Here is a 17,299-nt window from a genome sequence, read left to right as displayed (position 1 = left end):
ATCATTCTCTCACACCTGCAATCTATAACGAACGATAAGTTTGATTATCGAAGGTTATAAGACAGGTTCATACGATGTTCCATAATTCTAGAAATTATGTATTATTACGTAACACGTAATACGTAACGATATTCACACTAATCCGGTCCGGATATACGAGGGGTCCCGATGGCTCGCACAGGCGTCAGCTACTTCGATATTGCCCAGGCGGCGGAATCCATCCGGCACCGCGGCGATGAACCAACTGTGGATCGCGTGCGCGAGGAACTCGGGACTGGAAGCAAAAGCACTATTGCCCCCCTGCTGAAACGCTGGAAGAGCGAGACCGGAGACACTTCGGTCGATACATCTGGCCTGCCAAAAGACCTGCTGGATGCATTGAAAGCACTGCACCAGCGGGTACAGGAGGAGGCCGACCGCAAGGTGGATGCCGCGCGTGAAGAATGCGCGACAACGGTAGAGCAGGTGCAGCGAGAAGTTGCCCAGCTGCGCAATACGCTCAACGAGCGCAACGACAACTTGCGAGAGCTGGAGCAAAAGTTGCAATCCTCCGATGAAGAAAACCGGAATCTGCGAAAAACGCTGGAAGATACACAAAAAGCCCTGACGAAAAGTGAGTACCAACGGGAAGAGGGCAGTGCGCGGGTCGCTGAGCTGCGGGCGGACCTGGACGAACTCAAACAGGAAAATCGCACAGTACGCGAACACTTCGAGCACTATCAGCAGCGCACTGCAGATGATCGCCAGCAGGAGCGCGACCAGTTCCGCCAGTCCAACGGGCAACTGAACAACCAGATCGCGAACCTGAACGAGCAGCTTGCGCTCGCCGGCGAGAGGATTGCCAACCGGGAGCAGAAGATCGAAGAACTGCGCGCGGATTTCGCACAACAGCTGTCTGAACTGCGAGGGACACAGCAGGCACTCGCGACAAATCGCGCAGAGTTTGAGTCGTTGCAGCGGAGTTTCGCCCAGCAACAGGAGTTGCTTCAGCAAGTGACGACGGAAGGCGGGGACCTGCGTGAACAGGTCGCCATACTGTCGAACACCAACGCGGTTCTTGCCAGAGAATCGGAACTCCAGCGCGAAGCCCGTAACAAGCTCGAAAGTGAGATAAAGCGGCAGCGAGATGCACTTGCGTCTTTGAGTGCAGAGCACCAGCTAGCAATTCAACAAAGAGCGGAACTGGAGGGGCAGCTGATACAGCTTGTGCGCACAAATCAGGCGCCGGTGGTATAACGGCGACTGGCTCTAAGTTCCACCACACCACTATCAAGGACTGCACACATGGAACACACCCGCGATCACCAGCTCAGTATGAGCGTGCTAATGACGCCCGATATGGCGAACTTCACCGGTAAGGTTCACGGTGGCGAGCTTCTTTCGTACCTCGACAAGGTGGCCTACGCCTGTGCCAGCCGTTACGCTGGGAGATACGTGGTAACGCTATCGGTGGATCGGGTGATGTTCCGCCAGCCGATCAATGTTGGGGAGCTGGTAACCTTTCTCGCGTCGGTGAACTACACCGGCAATACTTCCATGGAAGTGGGTATCAAGGTCATTACGGAAGATATCCATACGCGGGTTGTACGCCATACCAACAGCTGCTACTTCACGATGGTGGCGCTGGACGAAAGTGGCAAACCGGTCCCGGTGCCGCCACTCGAACCAGAAACAGTGGTTGAAAAGCAGCGTTTCGAGGCCGCCATGTTGCGCCGCAAACTATTGCACGAGCAGGAGGCTGCACACGACGCGATTAAGGCGAAAGTTCGCGGCGAGAATGTTATGTCTGAATAGGAGTGGGAGCATTCCATAGGCAATGATCAATGACCATTGCGCTTTAACTCTCCCACCATCTGAATAAGGTTGAGAATCTTCCGCGCCAGCTCCCGGGAAAGATTGATCAGCAGCACACCAAAGTCCAGGGGCATTTCGCAATGCAGCTGATAAAACAGATCGGAGTTGATCTCCAATACCAGACTGTCGTCCTTGGAAATGGTTGTTCCCGGCCATGGTGTCAAAGCGATCATGCTGACGAAGCCGATCGCCTCACCAAAGTGGAAGTCATAGATATACTCGAGGCTGCCATTGTCCAGTGTCTGGTAATAGGCCAGTGCGCCCTTGAGGACGATAAAAAAGGAACCGGAAGGGCTACCGGATTCAATCAGGACATCGTCTTTGCGCAGAGTATGTATTTTTCCCTTCTCCATCAGGTACGTAATTGCCTGATCTGTCAGGGCGCCGAGCGCCGCAGCCTCTCTCAGATGCTCAAGCCCGAGTTTCTCAATCGCAAGGTCACCCGCCATCAGTTGCATAATCACTTTCCCGAATCAGCCCCGCTGGGCACTCGAGAGTAAGTATGGGTCAATCATGGCGGCTGTACTCGGCGCGCCATAGATTGAGGTGAGAGCAGGCGCATTCGATCAGGCACCGAATAGCACCGACGGGCGCGGATTTTCACACTTTTTCTTAAAATCTATTCATCCTTCCTTCTGCGATTGAATTCTGATTTATAAATTTTTTTTGTATTGATAGACTCCAGCACAAGCGGTCTTCGCCTGAGGATTTTCGAGAACTTAAGGCCGCTTTTTAGTACAGAATCAATCACTTTCGATGCTTAGGGGTTAGATGAAAATAGTGAAATATATTTCAATAAGTATATTTTCTCCCGAAGGCGTCTGAATCCCTTTTAGGATGCCCGCTCGGCGCAAGTTGTATTAACAAGCGTCGATGCCAACATGGAGAAGGCAGAATGGAAAACTCTGATACCTGGGTTCAGTTTTGGGAAAATCCCGACTATGAAAAGGGCACGTTGAAGTTTGACGAGCCAATAGATGTTCCCAACATGGATGACTACGAACTCAATAACCCCAATGGTTTGGATAAAGGATTGGATGACCAGGTAGATTCACTGAAAACCGGTCCTTCTGGATGGCTGGAGTTGTACCAAGGCAAGAATTACACAGGTAATGTATTGCGCGTCTACCCAGGTTCAAACCTTCCCAACCTCGACGATTACAATATGGGCGACAACACCAACAGTTTTCGCCTTTTTAACCAGCGCCCAATCTCCTGGCCGGCGTCCGATATCAACGCCCCTGGAGAGTGCTGGGTGCGCTTCTATGGCGCCCCCCGATTCAGCAGCAACAACCCAACAAGAATCAACGGACCCGGCTCCACCGATACTTTCTCCCTGTGGGGTGGAACAAATGCTCCCTGGTCACTCACTACAGGGCCATCAACCTGGGTGAAGCTCTATCCCAAGCAGAATCTGGATGGCTCACCGATCAGCCTCGGCCCCAACTCCCTGATTCAAAACTTCAACAGCGGGTTCGCGATGTCTACGCTGGAGAGCCTGGAAATATTCGACGCGCAGCCCAAAGACTGGAAGCCCAGTGTCCCCAATAGCGAGAATGTGGAAACCCTGTTGAGTCTTGAATCGCAAGGTTCCAGTGCTTCCATGGAGTCATTGATTGCCGGAATAGCCGGGTCGGTTCCCGAAGTAGGATCGGCGCTGAGAGGTCTTGTGGGAGCCTTGTGGCCCAATCAGGAAGAGCCGATGGAAGTATGGGACAGCATTGAACTCTATATAGATGCCCTGCTTAGCAGCCTGATTGACCAAGACAAAGCCGACTACTTGAAAAATACCCTTAATGGACTCTACCGCTCCCTGGTAGCTTATAACCATACAGACTATGGCACTGACCAGAAAGGCAGCCTGTTCTCGGCGCTGTTAACAGAGTTGAGAGGAGACGCCCCATATTTCATAGACCAGGAAGACCCCTCGAGCACATTGACCTTCATGGTTCCCATGGGGACCATTATGTTGCTGGTACTCCGGGAGCAGGCTCTCTTTTACGAAGATATCTATGGTGATCCCGACCCCAGTCCTGAAATGCACCAAAGGTCGGTTGTCGAACATATTGATAACTTCACCCGGCTGGCCAACCAGGGAGCCAGTGAAGCCATGAGCTGGCGAATAGATCAGATCGACGTAGTGGCTGAAGGTAGCAGTTACTATGTCGTGGACCCTCCCGCCAACTACAAGTCTCCGTCTTATTCCGGGCGAGACCGGGCAGATGACGCACTCGCCTGGCGCCGGGCTTACGTCGCGAATGAATACAGAATCCAGCTCGATGCGCTGCTGGGACCGGTTCGACTGTGGAAATACCTCGCCCCTGATAATACGCTGATTCCCACTCAGGAGACCCACGAGGTCCAGAGCCTTCTCCTTTCGAACAACAACCCATCAGATACCGCATTCAGTGACGACCCGCATGGTGAGCCGGTAACAGGCCTTATTGTACGAAGCGGTGATCTCATCGATTCAATCCAGATGATCTACGGAGGCGAACCCGGGCCGGTGCATGGAAGCCCAAGCAGTGGCGAGAGCCACCGTTGGGATCTGGAAGAGAATGAATCGATTGTTGGCGCTTTTGGCGGTGCCGGCGGCGCCATTAACCAATTGGTTTTTCGCACCAACCTGGGCCGGGAGATCGGAACCGGAGGATCAGGAGGCAACTATTTCATTGCTCTCGCTCCCCAGGGCGTCAATGCCGCTCTCATACGGATCGATGGCTATCAGTCTGATGCAGCGCTCGAAGCTATTCGTTTTACCTGGAGCTACCAGCGTTACGTGTAAAACGGACAGGGTGGTAGGGCAGGGAAGTATATGCTGTCCTTCTACGTAGCCAATTAATCTGTACCCCGCGGGCAGCAGCGGCTGCCCGCGAGCACCCTCAGGGTTCGAGACAAGAACTCCACTTTAATCAGATGTTGAATTGCACCATCGGGCGTGGATCTTCACTTCCGTTCAGTGCTGCAATTTCTAATGGATCAAGCCAGTTGGTAAGTGGCGTTTGTTGCGCATCAGCGAGCGACTGCAGCAGGTGCAACCAACTGCAACTATTTGTAAACAGCATACCCTCAGTATCCAGAGTGCCGCCGCGGTTGCGATAGCCATGCACCAGGCACTGTGCGGGCGGGATGGGAATCAGCCCGAATATGGCCTCCGGGCGAGTGTGAGTCGCGACTAGTGTTGTCTTCACAGATGCAGGAAACAGCTGCGCGATCAGGGTGGGACTGGCACCGGCCTGGCGTTCCCAGGCGTCACGGAAATGTCTGCGGAAGCGTCCGGGCTCCATCAGGTAAATCAGCGACGCCTTGAGTCCGCGGTCTGCCAGTCTCTGCCACGCCATCTGGCATTGCTGGAACTGGTAGGCGCCGATAGCAACCAGACACACCGTAGCCTGGTTGTCACCCCGCAATAAAAGAGCACCGTCCTGCACCAGTTGCTGCGCCTGCTCACTGTCCAGCAATGCCGGCAGGGATTGTTTCGGCACGATTAGTGTGTGCAGCTCGCCCTGCCGTTGGTAGCAGTCCACCAACGCGGCAACGGCACTATTGGCATCGGCTGGAAAACGTACCACGCTGGTATCTGACATTTCGCTGAGCAGAGCCTCACACAGCGTTGGGTCTTGGTGAGACTGTTCATTCTTGCCGTTTTCCCAGGTATGCGAGCTGAGCAGGAACGGTGTCGACAACCAGCGCGGTGGCGTTCCCGCCTCTTTTTGATGGCGGGCAAAGATCAGCTGCTGGCGCATGACGCCGAGCATTTTCACCGCAAAGGCTTCATAGGTGACCACCAGGTTAATGCCTCCCTTGTTACCCAGCGCAGCGCACGCCACTGCCTCCTCATTGAGTGCGGTAATTACTGATCCGTTTACCGCTTCGTCGTTCCCTTCCTCCGGCTCGAACACGCGATGGCGCAGATGCGCGAGGGTAGAATGGAAGCGGTTGCTTTGCAGCTCATCGGGATTGCCGACGCGCACACGCAACTCCGGGTTAGCCTTGGTGAGTGCCACAAAATACGCGTCCAGTGCCGACATTGGTGAGTGAACTTCATTGACCTGGCACCACTCGGGCTGTGGCAAGTGCTTAAGCACGACATTGCGGCGTGCAAGAGGGTGATCTTTTTCATGAACCCGACTCTGTGCCTGGTGAGTGAGAAAGTAGGGCAGTGCGCTCTGCAGCACAGGCGCCGCCACATACAGTTTTTCTGCACCCAGATTAAAGGCGTTGCGGGCGTCTGCGTTGTCGGCGGGATTTCCCTGCAGCGGTAAGCCATGGGCGCGGTTAGTACCGGCACCGGGAAAGCCGAACCCCTTGGGCGCGGTGGCAATGACATACCGCAGCGGCAGCGGGTAACGTGCAGTACCGCAGGCAATCGCTTCCGCGCTTCCCTGTAACCGTTCTTCCGACTCGAAGATCGCCCAGGCGAAGGCCGCGGGGTCAGTGCCATCAATGAGCAGCGGGTCGAATCCGTTGAGGCGCAGGTGGGCGGCAAACCAGTCTGGGCCGCCCTGTTGAAACATACTGGAGCGCTGTTCGATGCGGCGTCCATTGGCGATCATGATGGGCGTCACCAGCCCACAATCCTCCGCGCGCCACCAACGCGGCGCCCAGTCGCTGCCGCGCTGCTCCTCAAACGCCCCATCACTGAGAAAGGCCACGAGTTGCTCGCCGGGGAGGGGCATATGCACATATTGCAACTCGGCGAACCCGAGATAGCCCCCCTCAAGAATTCCGCCGGCGGTATTCACATTGACATGGCTGCCCAGCGGTGACGCTGGCCCCCCTTGGGCATTCAGCGCATAGGAGTAAAAATCCTGTACGAAGCGAGACAACCCCGCGTCGCTCCAGTCGTAGCGATCGGCATGTGCCTTCTCCATATTTCCGACCAGCAGATTGCAGGCATCGATAGCGGCAACGCAATGCCCTTGGCCCATCAGCCAACTGCGGGTGATTCCACATAATGCGTTGGCCGCCAGGTAGCCAATGTAGCCTGGAACCATATTCAGAGCACCGCCCGTATGCCCCTGGGGGTCGGCTTTAAAGTCTTTGGCGGCAAGGGGGCGACCGTCGGTATACACATGCTTGGCGTATGTCATATGTACCACAAGCCACATAGCCGCAAGGGTCAGATGATCTGCGGCCTCGCTGTCGTGCTCGCGATAGCGACGAGCCAGGTGCTCGTCGCGGTGTTGCTGGTATATATACTGACTCATAGGGATTCGCAGGGGTGTCAGACCCTCAAACTGGAACTTGAATATTCAGTAATAGACCAACCACACTCAAGGATACAGTGGCATCTAGTGCCGGCGATTGAGAAGCAGATCCGCATTCGTCTATCTGCTGCAACCAATGAGTAACCAGCCGTGTTGATACTCATGCACCGGAGAGGGGTTAGCGAGGGGGTAGCGAGGGGTTAGCGGACGATAGGCATCAGGCACCAATTCAAGACCCTTTGCTATGTCCAATACTGTTTAGTGTTTGACAATGTATGCGAGGGCACCCAGAATACGGTTCTCATGAATTTTTCCGCTCAGGCACCCAGGCATGGCTATCCCCAAACCCGTACCGCTGTACCCAACTTACACCGAGCTTAAAGGCTTCAAGCCGGTGAACCCGGATCAGACCTTTTTCAATGACTACCCTGAGCTGAAGACATTTCTAGAATCCGGCGAATCCTGGTGGATGCCGCACTGGCTTTGGGGGCAGGAATTTTTGAGCTATATCGGGCGCAACAAATCCGAACATACTTTCACGCGATTTCGCAACGAGACCGAGCGCTTCCTGCTGTGGCTATTTCAAGTAAAAGCAACTCCAATGGATCGTTTGCGCAAGGCGGACATCCTGGAGTATGCGGACTTTTGCTGGCAACCGCCGGTCGACTGGATTTGCCTGGCAAACCACGAAAAATTTCAGCTGAGCAATGGCCACTTTGTCCAGAACCTGGCGTGGGCACCATATAGGCTCAAATTACCGAAAAACAGCCAACCATCAGAATCCGAGCCAGACAAGAAAAAATACCGGCCGTCACAGCAGACACTCGCGGGCGTATTTACCGGCATTATCGCGTTTTACAAGTACCTAATGAACGAGGAATACCTGTACGGCAATCCCGCGCAGATCGCCAAAACCGACTGCCGATACTTTATCAAGGACGCGCAGGTCAAGGAAATTCGCCGCCTGACCGAGGTCCAGTGGCAATATGTGTTCGATGTGGCACTCAGTATGGCCGATGAGGATCCGATTTATGAGCGCAGCCTGTTTGTTATTTGTGCACTGAAAACACTGTTTTTGCGGATTTCTGAACTGTCTGAGCGCAATAACTGGACACCGGTAATGAGCCATTTCTGGCAGGATTCCGACGGTAACTGGTGGCTCAAAGTATTCGGAAAAGGGCGCAAACTACGGGATATCACCGTGCCTCCCAGTTTTATTCCGTATCTCAAGCGCTACCGCCATTACCGAGGTCTTAGCCCCCTGCCCTCCGTGGCTGAAAACTATCCTATCGTAGAAAAAATACGCGGCCAGGGCGGTATGACAGCACGACAGCTGGCTCGAATCGTACAGCAGGTATTCGACCGCGCTTACGACGAAATGCGACAAGCAGAGGGCGAAGACAATGCGAGGAAACTGCGCGAAGCCTCAACCCACTGGCTACGCCACACCGGCGCCAGCATGGAAGTGGAACGCGGGCGCGCGCTCAAGGATCTGTCCGAAGACCTTGGGCACTCCAGCATGGCAACCACGGATACCGTTTATGTTCAGACAGAAAATCGCGTGCGGGCACAAAGTGGCAAGGACCGAGATGTCAAGTAACAACGGTTTTCACGCTAGATAGAAAAGTACTGGCGTGAAAATCTAAACCTGCCGCTCAACTTTACGCCTAATGAATATGTATATAGGTGTGAACTAAAAAACTGTCGTTAAATTCCTGTTTGTGGCGTCAGAAACACTGGGGAAACAGTGCGCTCTCCAGTAGGATTCGCCCTCTTTTCTTGAGGGGGATTTTATGACAACAGGAGAACAGATTTTTCACGCCATTGAACGTCTTTCCGTTGCCCTATCTAGCTGGGAAGAATTCAAAACATCATTGAAAGATGCCTTTCTGAATGAGGGCACTGAGTACATCCTTGCGGAACAACTCGTCGGAATTATCGATGAACACCTGAAGGCCAACCGCGCTGGTAATTACCATCTGAGCCTGGTGAAATTAATTACAAAACAGCCTGACTCTGAGCGAATTGTTCTTCAGGATGTGACTGTGACCAAGGCATTTCGCCAGTACATGTCATTTTATGTTGATGCCTCCATCCCGGAGCCTGCCTATGCCGTTCACCATTGAAGTAAGTGCTGCCGTTCGGTGGTGCTAGATGAGTGGCTGCTTCCTTTAGTTAGAAGTTGAGCGCGGGCGCGCGCTCAAGGATCTCTCGGAAGACCTTAGGCACTCCAGCATGGCAACCACGGATACCGTTTATGTTCAGACAGAAAATCGCGTTCGGGCACAGAGTGAGAAGATCGAGGGGCGAAGTGATGTCAAGTTAGGGAAGACCATACTTTTCTGCCAGCCGGTCAGTATCCGATGAAGGCCTGGAAACATTCATTGGACATTTCCTTCTGAACCACTGCTCTGAGCCACCGATCTCATCGTCGGGCGCTAATTTCACGACATCCCAACAGCGGTCCCCCTGTTGTACGAACTTACCCGTGGCCGTCATATACGCTGCATCGTTGGCGTGGAATTTCTGAATCTTATTGCGTTCGTGAACCAGTTTTTTCCGCAATTCCGGGTCGAATACAGTAGATCGGCTTTTGGCTCCGGAATCAGCCGGTTGATCCGTTGGCTTGAGGGGCCTCGCTGAATGAATCTCAGGTTTTAGCTCGGTGGTGGACTGACTTACCACCGTCTCAGTAGATAGCAGATTAGCTTTTAAACCTTTCTGCACTTCTATATCGGGCGTTGAGGTAGCAGGAGTTTGCTCCGCTTCGACGGTTTTGAAATTCTCTGCGTTGTGGCTTTTATTTGGCACGGAAAGAGCGTTGATCTTTGGCTTTTTTCTGGCTTTGGTATTTGCGCTGCGCATTAACCTAATTTCAAGTGGCGAACGATTGTTCGCTGGAGCGTTGGGAATGCGTGGATTCTGTGATATCGGAATGACGATCAATATAGCATGTACGCTAAGCGCAACAGCCAAAGCAATCGCCAGACGTACAGTATCGGGCGTCCTGCTGCCGGTATTAAAAGGGGTTACTGCGCTGACGTCCATCGGCACCATAGGCCTTTCAGCAGTTTACAGGTTTGACCGACCATAGACTTGAAAGTTCTGTTCTTTGGCAGCTATACCCCTCGTCTAATCGACACAGTTTCACTCACCGGAATTGCGACAGGAAATCAGGAATTGCCGATTCCAGCCAGTAGTGCGGTTTCCACAGAGCACCGCTGATGAACCCCACATGCCCTCCCCTTTGGCTGATGGCAAGCGTCACCTGGTCACTCACATCTGACGGGCCGGGCACTGCGGATGGACAGACGAACGGGTCGTCTATGGCGTGGATCAATAATGTGGGCTTGGCTACCTTGCGCAGCAGCGGCCGGCTGGAGGCTCGGGTGTAGTAGTCGTCAACGCCCGAGAATCCGTGCAGTGGCGCGGTGAAATGATCGTCGAAGTGGCGGAAGTTACTGAAGACATGTGGTGCGTTCAGCGGCGGCATCTGCCGGGCCATTTCTGGATCGAGCGCCTTGCGGGAGAGGCTTTCTCGCAGGCTATCGAGCAGGTGCTTCTGGTAAACACGAGAGAAGCCGCTGTTCATTCGACGGCTGGAGAGATGCAGATCCAACGGTGCGGATACGGAGACTGCCGCGGTCAATGGACTGCCCTCTCCGTCTTCACCCAGCCACTTGAGCAATACATTGCCACCGAGAGAGTAGCCGACGGCCATCAGCGGTGTCGATGGATAGCGGTTGCGCAATTGCATGGCGACCCAGCGAGGGTCTTCGCTGTCGCCACTGTGATAGGCGCGCGGCAACAGGTTGGGGATACCACCGCAGCCGCGGAAATGCATTACAGCAACCTGGAAACTCAGCGCCAGCAACGAATGCATCAGTCCCTGCGCATAGGGCGATTCCACCGAGCCCTCGAGCCCGTGCAAAATCAGCACCAGTGGCCGTGCGGGGTCATCTACCAGCTGTGCCGGTGTGTGTAGCGCCAGGCGGTCGCCATCCGGTGTATCCAGCCATTGGCACTGGGTGCGAATCCACGGCTCGGGCCGGTGAAACCGGGAAAAAATGGTCTGGAGGTGGCAGTTGCCGAGGCCAATGGCCGGTGTGAACGGAGAAATCATGACTGCCGCCGGGCGAGAAAAGCTTGGGAGAATTCAGGCTGCAAGCCTAGCGCCGCAGGGCATTGGGATCAATCGTTAATGGTGCTTATGAGGCTTCGGGTGCGGTTACCTTTTCGTAAAACCGGTATTCCCCATCCCGTTGAATCTGATACACCACATAAGGTTCAAACTCGCCGCCACGGTACATACCAGGGCTGCCTTTCGGCATGCCCGGCACCGACAGGCCGATACTGTCTTTCGGCGGGTTGGCGAGAAACTTGCGGATCAGGCGTGCGGGCACGTGGCCTTCAAATACGTACTGATTGCGCCAAACACCGGTGTGGCAACCCTGCATACTGGCTGGAATACCCCAGCGCTGCTTGACGGCTGCTGTGTCCAGCCCGTTATCACTGCCTACGGAAAAGTTGTTCTGCTGTAGGTGAGTCATCCACTCCTTGCAGCACAAACAGAATGGCGACTTGTAGACGATAATGTCTTCCGGCCGCCCTGCTCCATTTTCCTTTGCGGCGCCATAGTTGCCAGTATTACTACACGCACCGGTCAATGCGGCAAGGAACAACAGACTGGCGAGAAGAATAATCCGCGCGGAATATCCGATGCAGTCAGCGGACGTGGGCATAGCAGATGGCATAGTGTTGTTTATCGTCAGTCCAATATTTTTCGGGGGAAAATCCGGTATCGCGCAATAGTGTCTGAAGCCCGGGCAAAGTGTATTTGTGGCTGTTCTCCGTATGAATGGTTTCACCTTCTGTGAAAGAGAAGTGCCGGCCCGACACGGAAACGTGCTGCTCCACCAGGCTTACCAGATGCATTTCCACCCGCTGGCGCAGGCTGTGATAAAACGCCCGGTGAGCGAATGCATCCGTGTTGAAGTCACCGTTCAGCTCGCTGTTAATACGGGTTAACAGGTTTTTATTGAAAGCCTCGGTGATGTGATTGCTGTCGTGATAGGCGCGCTCCAATATCACGGAGTCTTTCACCAGATCCGCGCCCAAAAGCAGGCCGTCGCCGGAGTCGAGGTTCTCAGCAAAGCGTTCGAGCAAGTCTCGAGCCTGCTCGGGCGTAAAATTGCCGATGGTGGAACCAGGGAAAAAGATGACTTTACGCGCATTGGATACTGGAAGGCGGCTCCACGCGTCACCACTGGTAAAGTCACCAATGACTGGGACAATCTCCAGATCTGGAAGCCGGTGTCGTATACGATGTTGAGCGGCCAGAAGAATCTCAGAAGAGATATCCAAGGGAAAATAAGCTCTGGGATTATCCATTGCCTCAAGTAAGGGCTCGGCTTTTTCGCAGTTGCCGGCACCAGGCTCAATCAGGATAACGCTATCACCCAGTGTAACTGCCATGTCTTGCAGGCTGCGCGCGAAAATTGTTGCTTCAGTACGGGTAAGGTAATAGTCATCAAGTTCGCAGATGGCTTCAAATAGTTTTGATCCGGTTTCGTCGTAAAGATATTTACATGGCAGGGTTTTCTGTGAGGCTGACAGCCCCGCCAGAACATCCCGCTCGAACTGCCCGCGAAAGTCTTCGCCACTCAGCGGAACTACCCTATTAGCGTTGATAATAGCCATGTTCATTGGACATCTCCCGCCAGACGGATGCCGGTAAACTGCCAGGCCTGGTGCGGATAAAAGAAGTTTCGATAACTGATACGGATATGGCTGCGCGGTGTGACGCAGGAGCCACCTCGCAGTACCATCTGATTGCACATGAATTTGCCGTTGTACTCACCCACCGCCTCGCTACTGGCGCGATACCCGGGATATGGCGCATAAGCGCTTGCAGTCCATTGCCATAGATTGCCAAGCAGTTGCACATCGCGTTCATCCGTTGGGTATTCTGCAACCGGTTGGAAGCGCCTGTTTTCCAACAGATTGGCGGTTTGCACTGCGTCTTTTTTGCTGTGCAACCAAGCGGCAATTTCCCACTCGAATTCCGTGGGCAGGCGCCGCCCAGCCCAACTGGCATAGGCATCTGCCTCATAGAAACTGACATGGCACACAGGTGCATTCAGGTCCAGCGGCTGCAAGCCCGCAAGGGTGAATTGAAACCACTCGCCGTCGATTTCCCGCCAGTAGAGCGGCGCCTGCTGAACTCCAGGCTTCGTTGTTTGCTGGATATGACTCCAACCGTCTGAAAGCCACAACCGTGGTTCGCGGTAACCGCCATCCTGCAGGAACTCCAAATACTCACCGTTGGTGATCAGTCGCGATGCTATGCGAAATGCCGGCTGGAACCGCTGGTGTGCCGGCCCCTCGTTGTCAAAACTGAAACTGTCAAAGCCGAAACCCTCTCCATCGCTACCGAGGGTGTAGTGATCCTCGGGTACATGTAACCACTCTAGTGGTGTGCCGCCATCGACTTCATCCGCGAATTGATCCAGATCTTCGCGATAAGCGGGGTATACAGGGTTTTGGGAAAACGCGTGTTTAATATCCGTCAGCAACAGTTCCTGATGCTGCTGCTCGTGATGGATACCTAAAGTGAGCAATTCGGCCTGGGCCGCAGTCACATCTTCCTCTATCAGCCACTGTTCGATATGCCGATCTATATGGGCGCGGTAGGAAAATACCTGTTCGATGGATGGACGCGACAACAGACCACGTTGCGGACGGGAAAAGGGTTGGCCGAGGGAGTTGTAGTAGGAATTGAAAATGTGATGAAAACTTTGATCAAACACCCGATACCCAGGCAGTGCATCACGCAGAAGGAAGGTTTCAAAAAACCAGCTGGTGTGGGCCAGGTGCCATTTGCTCGGGCTGGTATCGGCCATGGACTGCAGTTGCATATCTTCCGCGGAGAGCGGATCGGTGAGACTTTCGGTCTCGCGGCGGACCCAGTGGAATTGATCAATCAGCGCAGCGCGCTCATCCAGTGAGAGATCCCGGTTCGTGTCGTCGAACACCTGCTCGCTCACGACATTGGTGTATACCCCTGAACCTGTGTCAGAAATCAAACTCATCCTCTGGCCCGGTCAACTGCGAAAACTGCCTTTGATCATACAACCATTGTGGCGGATTCCCATCTGAACAGAGGAATTGACGACGTAAACAACGCCAGGAATTTTCCTGTTATGCGAACAACGTAAATTTGAGGCAAAAAAAGGGCCGGCATTGTGCCGGCCCTCTTATTTCTGGCGCGATGCCAGAATCAGAAGCGAACAGTGAAGTCTGCGCCGTACATGCGGGGCATGAAGCGCCAAGCCGGGCTGGCGCCGATGGCCGCACCGGTACCGCCGTAGCCACCGGCAATTTCCTCGTCGGTGACGTTCTGCACCCACAGTGCCGCGGAGTAACGGTCGGACGCACTGTTCCAGCCAGCGCGCAGGTTCATCAGCTGGTAATCCGGGATCACACGGGCCGGATCGCTGATGGAGCCCACGCGCTCGTCAGTCCAGTTGTAGTCGCCGCGAATAGACATATCTCCACCAGCAGCCAGCTCCCAGCTGTACTCGGCCATCAGGTTGAACTTGTTCTCGGGGGTGCCAACGCGGGGCTGACCTACGCGAGAATGTTCTTCTTCGGTCTCACCGATGGACTCAATGATCTGGTAGCGGGTGTATTCGGTATCAAGGAACGAGTAGTTACCGGCAATAAACAGGTTATCGGTTGCCGCCCACTGGATTTCAAATTCCGCACCGCGGCCTTCAGCATCGGCATTGCGCAGGTAGTAGTTGGGGATGGGTGCCCCTACCAGATCCAATTGCTGCAGGTTCTTGTAATCGTAGGCGAATACCGACGCATTGAAGCGCACAGCATTGTCAAACAGGCTGCTCTTCAGGCCGATTTCAAGGTTGGTCACGTCTTCCTGATCGAAGGACGGATCAATACCGGGCGCCGCACTGAAACTGTTGAAACCACCGGCCTTGAAACCGTCGGCAAGAGACACGAAGGTCATCACGTCATCGTTCCAACGGTAGTCCACTACGATACGTCCAGATACATCACTCCAGGAATCGCTCAGCTTCTGCTTGAGGTCGGCAATACCGTTGTTGTTGAACGCCATTCCAAAGCGCTCTGCAGGAATACAAGGTGCGCTTTGCACACTCTCACAAGAAGGTAGCGAAGGCAGAGGCATCTGGAAAAGTACGACACCATTCGGGCCCATCACATCTACTAGGCCTCCAGCCAGCGAGACAGGCAAGGTATTTTGATAGGAACTCGCAATTGAAAAATCTTTATCATCTGCGGTGTAACGCGCACCCACCGTCAGATCCAGCTTGTCGGTCAATGACCAAGTCGCGTCACCGTAAATGGCTGCAGAGCGGTAGTCACCGGTATTGATGACGGATTCGTTCCAATCCTCTCCGTTCATAACCCAATCACGGATGCCGGGAGTGAGCTGAGCAATCATTTGGTCACGATTAAGCATTGAAGCGGTAACACCAGTAGGCGCACCTAATGACTGAAGAAGTCCATCAGCCTGTCCGGATTGCACCATCAGATCGTATACAAATGTGGCGACGGCCGCTCCTTCCATTCCACCGGCGATCATTGCCTGTCGCTGCAGATACGCCATGTTTTCAATTTGAGTTGTAGTCAACTCAAGGCCAAGCACGTCGACCTGTTCCTTTACACCTTCATATACTGCAAACGATTCCAGCGAACCAGGAGTAAAGTAGGCGTCGGTCACGTGCTCCAGCTCCTCGCGGGAGTAGGATGCGCCCAAGGTCCACTTTAGCGTGTCGGTGGCGCCATTCAGACGGAATTCCTGGGAAAATTGGGTCTGCTCGTCAAAGTTGGCTGAGCCAAACTTGTAATCAGGGTTGGCAGTGCCATCTTCGTCCTGCTGCAGGTGCGCGTCAAAACCGCGATAGGCAGTAATGGAGGTAAAGGTTACGTTTTCGAAGTCGTGCACAATAGACAGAGAGGTACCCCAGGAGTCGCGGTCTTCGATGGTCGGTGTGTCCAGTGCGTAGTCGCCAAACACATCGGTACCACCCGCTTCCGCCTGCAGTGACGGGACAATGGAAGTACGCAGGGCACTGCCCTGGTCCATGATGCCGTAATCCGCGCGCCACAGAACTTCGGTATTGGCACTCGGCTCCCACAGCAGAGAGGCGCGATAGGTCTGAGTGTCGATATTGCCGGTATCGAAACCGCCGGCCAGATTGTCGGCGAAGGAATCGCGACGGTTGGTGGATGCGGTGAAGCGAGCGTACAGATTGTCACTCAGTTGACGGTTCAACAGCAGGTCGGAAGATTGACGGCCGTAATTGCCCGCGGTCAGATTCAGCTCGGAGGTGTCATCTGCCTGTGGCTTCTGGGAAATGATATGGATGGCGCCGCCGGTGGCGTTGCGGCCAAACAGGGTGCCCTGGGGGCCTTTGAGTACCTCGACACGCTCAATATCCGCCAGCGGGATTTCAGCGCCGGCGCCGCGGCCGGTATACACGCCGTCTACATACACGGCCACCGCGGGGTCAGAACCTACGGTGAAGTCACCAGTTTCGATACCGCGAATACTGTAGGTGGGCTGCAGCGGGGTGTCATTATTCATTTCCACACCCGGGGTAAATTTACCCAGGTCGGTCAGATTCTTTACGCCCATCGCTTTCATGTTGTCGCCGGTGAAAGCGGAAATGGCAATGGGAACATCCTGCAGGTTTTCCGCGCGCTTCTGCGCGGTTACCACTACTTCTTCAATCTCAGCAGCGGATGCAGCGCCACTTAGCGCTGTAGTTACAGCGATGGCGGCAGAAAGGGTGGACAGGGTGAAGAACCGGTTTTTACCGGACTGATCGGCGTCGTACATCATCGCGTCCTCGCGTTCTAGTTATATGAAAAGCGTGATGGAAAATTGTTGTTATGGATAGTTATGTTCGGCCATCTTACGGGTAGCCGTGTCCCAAGAAAAGCTTGTTGTGACTTTGTTGTAGTGACCAGTCAGTTCTACATGATTACTGCGAGGCTTTTAACGCCAAATTGGCGCTAAAATTAACCAAAGCACTGTATTCTGACCAGAACAGGTCCGCCGGTAACCAGTTTACGCAGCATGGCGCTGCTAGACTCGGTGACACTTTTCGGCGTTGTACCAGGGAGCGGATGGCAAAAGCATGCCGGAACACAAATAGATGGAAGACCGATTAAGTCCCAAAATAACGATT

Annotated in this window: 13 protein-coding genes; 5 read left to right on the top strand and 8 right to left on the bottom strand. The window is 54.1% G+C overall.

Annotation, left to right across the window (positions count from 1 at the left end; translation table 11 throughout):
* Positions 1-168: 168 nt before the first annotated feature.
* A complete protein-coding gene (locus GNX18_RS05065) occupies positions 169-1,236 on the top strand; it encodes a DNA-binding protein (protein ID WP_166215854.1) in 1,068 nt (355 codons plus the stop codon).
* A 48-nt stretch (positions 1,237-1,284) separates the two neighbouring features.
* Positions 1,285-1,794 carry an acyl-CoA thioesterase gene (locus tag GNX18_RS05060; protein WP_166215851.1) on the top strand — a complete coding sequence of 170 codons (510 nt, stop codon included), beginning with the start codon at positions 1,285-1,287 and terminating at the stop codon, positions 1,792-1,794.
* A 26-nt stretch (positions 1,795-1,820) separates the two neighbouring features.
* On the opposite strand, the gene GNX18_RS05055 is transcribed toward GNX18_RS05060, so the two are convergent.
* Positions 1,821-2,312: a Crp/Fnr family transcriptional regulator gene (locus GNX18_RS05055; RefSeq protein WP_166215848.1), complete on the bottom strand. Its 492-nt coding sequence runs from the start codon at positions 2,310-2,312 to the stop codon at positions 1,821-1,823.
* 437 nt (positions 2,313-2,749) lie between these two features.
* Here GNX18_RS05055 and GNX18_RS05050 point away from each other — a divergent pair, with 437 nt between their 5' ends.
* Positions 2,750-4,639 carry a jacalin-like lectin gene (locus tag GNX18_RS05050; RefSeq protein WP_166215845.1) on the top strand — a complete coding sequence of 630 codons (1,890 nt, stop codon included), beginning with the start codon at positions 2,750-2,752 and terminating at the stop codon, positions 4,637-4,639.
* A gap of 127 nt (positions 4,640-4,766) precedes the next feature.
* Here the strand turns inward: GNX18_RS05050 and GNX18_RS05045 are convergent, their stop codons facing one another.
* Positions 4,767-7,064 carry a xylulose 5-phosphate 3-epimerase gene (locus tag GNX18_RS05045; protein WP_166215842.1) on the bottom strand — a complete coding sequence of 766 codons (2,298 nt, stop codon included), beginning with the start codon at positions 7,062-7,064 and terminating at the stop codon, positions 4,767-4,769.
* 331 nt (positions 7,065-7,395) lie between these two features.
* Between GNX18_RS05045 and GNX18_RS05040 the strand changes: the two genes are divergently transcribed.
* Entirely contained in the window at positions 7,396-8,664 is a 1,269-nt protein-coding gene (locus GNX18_RS05040; protein WP_138236310.1) for a site-specific integrase, read from the top strand.
* Between the two features lie 193 nt (positions 8,665-8,857).
* Complete coding sequence (locus GNX18_RS05035; protein ID WP_166215839.1) at positions 8,858-9,190, top strand: hypothetical protein; 333 nt, start codon at positions 8,858-8,860, stop codon at positions 9,188-9,190.
* A gap of 196 nt (positions 9,191-9,386) precedes the next feature.
* Here the strand turns inward: GNX18_RS05035 and GNX18_RS05030 are convergent, their stop codons facing one another.
* The 6 genes from GNX18_RS05030 to GNX18_RS05005 all read right to left on the bottom strand — a co-directional run bounded on the left by GNX18_RS05030 (position 9,387) and on the right by GNX18_RS05005 (position 16,947).
* Positions 9,387-10,121, bottom strand: coding sequence for a hypothetical protein (locus tag GNX18_RS05030; protein ID WP_138236308.1), 735 nt, complete (start codon positions 10,119-10,121; stop codon positions 9,387-9,389).
* Between the two features lie 94 nt (positions 10,122-10,215).
* On the bottom strand, positions 10,216-11,187 hold the full coding sequence (locus tag GNX18_RS05025; RefSeq protein ID WP_138236307.1) for a hydrolase: 972 nt from the start codon (positions 11,185-11,187) through the stop codon (positions 10,216-10,218).
* Between the two features lie 85 nt (positions 11,188-11,272).
* Positions 11,273-11,806 carry a DUF411 domain-containing protein gene (locus GNX18_RS05020; protein WP_166215836.1) on the bottom strand — a complete coding sequence of 178 codons (534 nt, stop codon included), beginning with the start codon at positions 11,804-11,806 and terminating at the stop codon, positions 11,273-11,275.
* The gene (gene egtD / locus GNX18_RS05015) at positions 11,790-12,770 is read right to left on the bottom strand and encodes an L-histidine N(alpha)-methyltransferase (RefSeq protein WP_240914246.1); all 981 of its coding nucleotides are present in this window, start codon (positions 12,768-12,770) and stop codon (positions 11,790-11,792) included. The genes GNX18_RS05020 and egtD overlap by 17 nt, the downstream gene beginning before the upstream one ends.
* Positions 12,767-14,155 (bottom strand): ergothioneine biosynthesis protein EgtB, encoded by a 1,389-nt coding sequence (gene egtB, locus GNX18_RS05010; protein WP_166215833.1) that lies wholly within the window; start codon positions 14,153-14,155, stop codon positions 12,767-12,769. The genes egtD and egtB overlap by 4 nt, the downstream gene beginning before the upstream one ends.
* A 188-nt stretch (positions 14,156-14,343) precedes the next feature.
* Positions 14,344-16,947 carry a TonB-dependent receptor gene (locus GNX18_RS05005; RefSeq protein WP_166215830.1) on the bottom strand — a complete coding sequence of 868 codons (2,604 nt, stop codon included), beginning with the start codon at positions 16,945-16,947 and terminating at the stop codon, positions 14,344-14,346.
* Positions 16,948-17,299: the final 352 nt, after the last annotated feature.

Origin of the sequence: Microbulbifer sp. SH-1, assembly GCF_011326135.1 — a bacterium.
Classification (GTDB): domain Bacteria; phylum Pseudomonadota; class Gammaproteobacteria; order Pseudomonadales; family Cellvibrionaceae; genus Microbulbifer; species Microbulbifer harenosus.
Note: the sequence above shows the minus strand (reverse complement) of the source record. Positions and strands in the feature narration are given on the sequence as shown.

Excerpts from the sequence above, each read along its gene's own strand:
- GNX18_RS05050 (WP_166215845.1), top strand. The coding sequence starts at position 2,750 with ATGGAAAACTCTGATACCTGGGTTCAGTTTTGGGAAAATCCCGACTAT.
- GNX18_RS05005 (WP_166215830.1), bottom strand. The coding sequence starts at position 16,947 with ATGTACGACGCCGATCAGTCCGGTAAAAACCGGTTCTTCACCCTGTCC.
- GNX18_RS05065 (WP_166215854.1), top strand. The coding sequence starts at position 169 with ATGGCTCGCACAGGCGTCAGCTACTTCGATATTGCCCAGGCGGCGGAA.
- GNX18_RS05040 (WP_138236310.1), top strand. The coding sequence starts at position 7,396 with ATGGCTATCCCCAAACCCGTACCGCTGTACCCAACTTACACCGAGCTT.
- GNX18_RS05030 (WP_138236308.1), bottom strand. The coding sequence starts at position 10,121 with ATGGTGCCGATGGACGTCAGCGCAGTAACCCCTTTTAATACCGGCAGC.
- GNX18_RS05020 (WP_166215836.1), bottom strand. The coding sequence starts at position 11,806 with ATGCCCACGTCCGCTGACTGCATCGGATATTCCGCGCGGATTATTCTT.
- GNX18_RS05045 (WP_166215842.1), bottom strand. The coding sequence starts at position 7,064 with ATGAGTCAGTATATATACCAGCAACACCGCGACGAGCACCTGGCTCGT.
- GNX18_RS05055 (WP_166215848.1), bottom strand. The coding sequence starts at position 2,312 with ATGCAACTGATGGCGGGTGACCTTGCGATTGAGAAACTCGGGCTTGAG.
- egtB (WP_166215833.1), bottom strand. The coding sequence starts at position 14,155 with ATGAGTTTGATTTCTGACACAGGTTCAGGGGTATACACCAATGTCGTG.
- GNX18_RS05025 (WP_138236307.1), bottom strand. The coding sequence starts at position 11,187 with ATGATTTCTCCGTTCACACCGGCCATTGGCCTCGGCAACTGCCACCTC.
- GNX18_RS05035 (WP_166215839.1), top strand. The coding sequence starts at position 8,858 with ATGACAACAGGAGAACAGATTTTTCACGCCATTGAACGTCTTTCCGTT.
- egtD (WP_240914246.1), bottom strand. The coding sequence starts at position 12,770 with ATGAACATGGCTATTATCAACGCTAATAGGGTAGTTCCGCTGAGTGGC.
- GNX18_RS05060 (WP_166215851.1), top strand. The coding sequence starts at position 1,285 with ATGGAACACACCCGCGATCACCAGCTCAGTATGAGCGTGCTAATGACG.